The 4,000-nt window shown below is 73.3% G+C and carries 3 protein-coding genes; all 3 read right to left on the bottom strand.

What is annotated here, in order from left to right:
• Nucleotides 1-2,097: eCIS core domain-containing protein (locus tag VN520_RS14770; RefSeq protein ID WP_325747362.1), on the bottom strand; the 2,097-nt coding region annotated here is incomplete at its 3' end.
• The gene (locus VN520_RS14765; RefSeq protein WP_325747361.1) at nt 2,094-2,381 is read right to left on the bottom strand and encodes a hypothetical protein; all 288 of its coding nucleotides are present in this window, start codon (nt 2,379-2,381) and stop codon (nt 2,094-2,096) included. The genes VN520_RS14765 and VN520_RS14770, both read right to left, overlap by 4 nt.
• A partial coding sequence (locus VN520_RS14760; RefSeq protein WP_325747360.1) for an ATP-binding protein occupies nt 2,372-4,000 on the bottom strand: 1,629 nt, incomplete at its 5' end. The genes VN520_RS14765 and VN520_RS14760, both read right to left, overlap by 10 nt.

Below are 4,000 nucleotides of genomic sequence, written 5' to 3'. Positions count from 1 at the left end.
GGGCGGGGCGGCGGGAGCGGCATCGGCCGCGGCGGGGGCCGGCCTGTCGCCGACGACGCCCCGCTGCACCTCCTGCTGTCCGCGTTCGCTCAGCTGACGCTGTTCCTCACGGGCGTCCTTCGCCTCGTCGGTGTCCCGCTCCTCCTTGCCGCCGGAAGGAGGCCCCTCCTGCTGCTGCTCCTGTTCCTGGGCCGGGTCGGGCTTCTCGGTCTCCGGTTCCTGTTGTTCCTTGTCCGCGGTCCCCGGGTCGGGGCCGACCTCCTGGTCGGCCGCCTTCTCGGGCTGCAGGTCCTTCGCGCTGCGGTCCTGCGCCTCCGCCACGGGCCCGCCCTCCGGGCGGGGTGCCTCGCCCTCGACGGGCCCTTCGTCCTGACCGGGCGCCTTCGCCTCGGGAGCCGCGGAGTCCTCGTCCTCCTCCTGCTGCTCCTTCTCCCTCTCCTGCTGGACCCGTTCGGCCTTGGTCGGCGGCGGGGCAGGGAAGGCGGGCAGGCTCGGTGGTGCCGCCCCCGGCGTCATGTCGTCCGCTGCCGGCACGGCGGACAGGTCCAGGTCGGTCTCGGGCAGGTGGTCCTCGGGCTTCAGCTCGTCCTCGACCCGGGCAGCGCCCGCCCTGCCCTGCCCACGGCCCTCGTCACCGTCGATCTCGTCACCCGCGCCCGCCTCAAGTCCGAGCGGCTTCTCCTCCTCGCGCGGTTCCCCCTCGTCCTCGTCCTTCTCATGGAGGCCGTGCTCGGACAGTGCGCTGTCCGGCCGGTCGCCGCGTTCATCGACCTTCTCAGGACGAACGGGGCCGGGCTGCGCCTTCGCCTTCGGGTCGAGGTCCTCCCTCTTCGAACCGTCCGCCGGCTTCTTCGCGTCATCCTGGCGTTTGCGTTTGTCCGCGCCGGGAGCGTTCGCCTGCTCCGGGTCCTGCTCCTCGCGGTCCCGTTGGGCCTTGCGTTCCTCCTTCGCCTCCTCGGTGCCCTCCCGCTGCCCCTGTGCCCGCTCGTCGGCGGCCTCGTCGGTGCGCTGCCGGTCCGCGGACTGCTTCTCCTCCTCCTGCTGCTGTTCCTGCTCCGCCCGCTCGCGCGACTGCGCGCGCTCGGCCTCCCGCTCCTTACGCTGTGCCGCTTCCCGGTCCTCGGCCGCCGCGTCGGAACGCGCTCTGCTGCGGTCGCTGCCCCGCTGCTCGTCACGGGCGCTGGCGTCCCGCTGCTCCTCGCGTGCGTCGTCGTCGCGCCGGCTGGTGGAGGCTGCCTCCCCCTCCTGCTTGCGCTTCCACCGGGTGCGCTCCACGCCCAGCGCCTCGAAGAGGTCGATCTCCGGGGCAGGCACATCGGCCGAGGTGAAGCCTGCGGGCCCGGCCTCTGCTTCCTCTGCGAGATCGAGCAGCCGGTCGTACTCGGACGTGAGCAGCCGGTTCTCCAGCCGGTCCAGTACAGAATCCTGCAACCGCGGGGCCAGGCGGGCAAGTTCCCAGCGCACTCGCCCGGACAGGTCGGCGGGGTCGCCGCGCAGTGAGCGCAGCAGACCGTTCGCCAGCCGTTCCACCAGCGTTGCCGGATCGATCTGCTCCAGCCGGTTCCGGTCGGCGTCCACGGTCGCGTACCGCAGCCAGCCCGGTGTCGCCTGTCCCTTCTCCACCCGGGCCGCGGGCTCCCCGTCCCGTACGGCTTCCCGCGCCGCCGACTCCGCCTCGCGCTCCATCGCCTGGTGCGGCAGGCTCACCCCGCCCAGGTCGCGTCCCGCTCGCAGCGTGCCCAGGCCGTGCGGGTTCTGCACGGTGTGCAGCAGCTCATGGGCCAGCAGACGCCGGCCGTCCTGCGTACCGGGACGGTACGCGCCCTCCCGGAAGAAGATGTCCTGGCCGACCGCGACCGCGTCCGCGCCGAGCATCTCGGTGAGCGCGCCCGCGTCCTGTCCGGTGTGCAGCCGTACGCGGCCGAAGTCGTGCCCGAGCTGCTCCTCCAGCTCCCGCCGTACGCTCAGGTCGAGCGGCTGGCCCGCGCCGCTGACGATGTCCTTCGGCTCGGGTGCCCGCGTCGCGGCACGGTCCTTGCGTGTGCGGCGCTTGCCGGACCGGTCCGGCCGCGTCTCCTGCGCGTGGGAGGTACTCATCGCGTCGCCTCGCCCCCGCCGGACAGGCCCGTGTGCACCGCGCGCGCCAGCTCCTGGCCCAGGCGCCGCGCGGAGAGCGACGAGGGCAGCGGGGGCAGTCCCGCCAGGGCTTCCAGCGTCTGCCCGCCGTCCGCCGCCAGCGGCACGCCCCGTTCCCGGACGAGGCGGGACAGCTCCGCCTGGAACGCCTCCGACACGCGCTCCGGGTCGACCCGGCCGAACCCGTCGAGCACCAGCTCGCCGATGTCCACCCGTACCGTGCGCTGCTGCTCGTTCAGACCCATCCCTGCACCTCCGACGGTGTCAGGGAACGGTCGAGCTTCAGGTATTCGGTACGGGCGGCCTCCAGCAGGTGGCGCATCCGGAGCCGGTCGCCCTCCTCCGCCGCCAGGAACGCGCCCGACAGCGCGATGTTGCGGATGGAACCGCCCGCCACGGTCAGACGTGCCAGCAGTGCCGGGTCGACGCCCTTCATCGGCGTACGCGCGGGCAGCACCCGGCGCCAGATCTCGGCACGCTCGCTCTCCCCCGGGAACGGGAAGTCCACGACGAAACGGATACGGCGCATGAACGCCGTGTCCAGCGCCTGCTTCATGTTCGTCGTGAGGATCGCCAGACCCCGGTACGCCTCCATCCGCATCAGCAGGTAGCTGACTTCGAGGTTGGCGTACCGGTCGTGCGAGTCCTTGACCTCGCTGCGCTTGCCGAACAGCGCGTCCGCCTCGTCGAACAGCAGCAGCGCCCCGCCCTGTTCGGCGGCGTCGAAGACCTTGCGCAGGTTCTTCTCGGTCTCACCGATGTATTTGCTGACCACCTGGGAGAGGTCGATGACGAACAGGTCCAGGCCCAGTTCCTTCGCCATCACCTCGGCGGCGAGTGTCTTGCCGGTGCCGGAACCGCCCGCGAACAGCGCGGTGACTCCCAGCCCCCGGCGCAGCGTCCCGGCGAAGCCCCACTCCTGGTGGACGGTCGGCCGCTGCCGCACATGCGCGGTGATCTCGCGCAGCACCCGGACCTGCCGTTCCGCCAGCACCAGATCACCCCACGAGGCCTGCGGCTCGATCCGGCGGCCCAGCTCGTCCATGCCTGTCCGGGCCTCGGTGAGACCCGCCTGCCAGGCCAGGCCGGCCGCGTCCAGCCGGTCCTCACCGGGCAGGTCCCTGGCCACGGCCTCTCCCGCCGCGCGGACCAGGTGGGGCGGCAGCGAGAACTGGGCCGCCAGGTCACGCAGATCGCCTGCCGACACCTCGGGCACCCCGGCGAACGCGTCGGCCCACACCGCGAGCTGCTCGTCCGCGTCCAGGGGCGGAACCGTGACGCGCTCGCCCCGGCGCCGTGCCGTCTGCCGCGGGCCGGTACTCGACACGACCAGCGGAACGGCCGCGCTCTCGGCGAACGCATCGGTGGCGGCGGCCTGTTCGCGGTCCAGGTCCCCGGCCTCGACCAGCAGTGCCGCAGGCAGCAGAACCGCCTCGCGTTGCCACAGACGGGCCAGCAGGTCGCGACGGTCCGGGGCGGTCGGGAGGTCGGCGGCCGACATCTCGTAGAGGACGAGTCCTGAGCGGCGGGCCGCGACAGCCGCGATGTCCGCGCGGGTACGGAGATCGCCTCCGACCAGCTCCACCCTGAGCGGCGCGCCGCGCCGCGCACCCGACCAGCCCGCCGCGACCCGGCCCGCCGTCAGATCGTAGGAGGCGGGCAGCGAGGCCGGGGCGGTGGTCCGGCGCAGCAGGCCGTGCAGCCGGGCGTCCAGGTAGGGCGAGCCGGCCAGGAAGTGCAGGATCCGTTCGTCGAGGCGCAGCCGGGAGGTGGTCAGCCGGGTCTCGTCGTCGAGCTCGACGATGCGCCAGCGGCGCAGCGGAGCCACGGGGGTGAGGGCGCTCCAGTGCGGATCGGTGAGCGC

The organism is Streptomyces sp. (genome assembly GCF_035563135.1).
Lineage (GTDB): Bacteria > Actinomycetota > Actinomycetes > Streptomycetales > Streptomycetaceae > Streptomyces.
The sequence above is the reverse complement of the archived record's forward strand: the minus strand, read 5'-3'. Positions and strand labels throughout refer to the sequence as shown.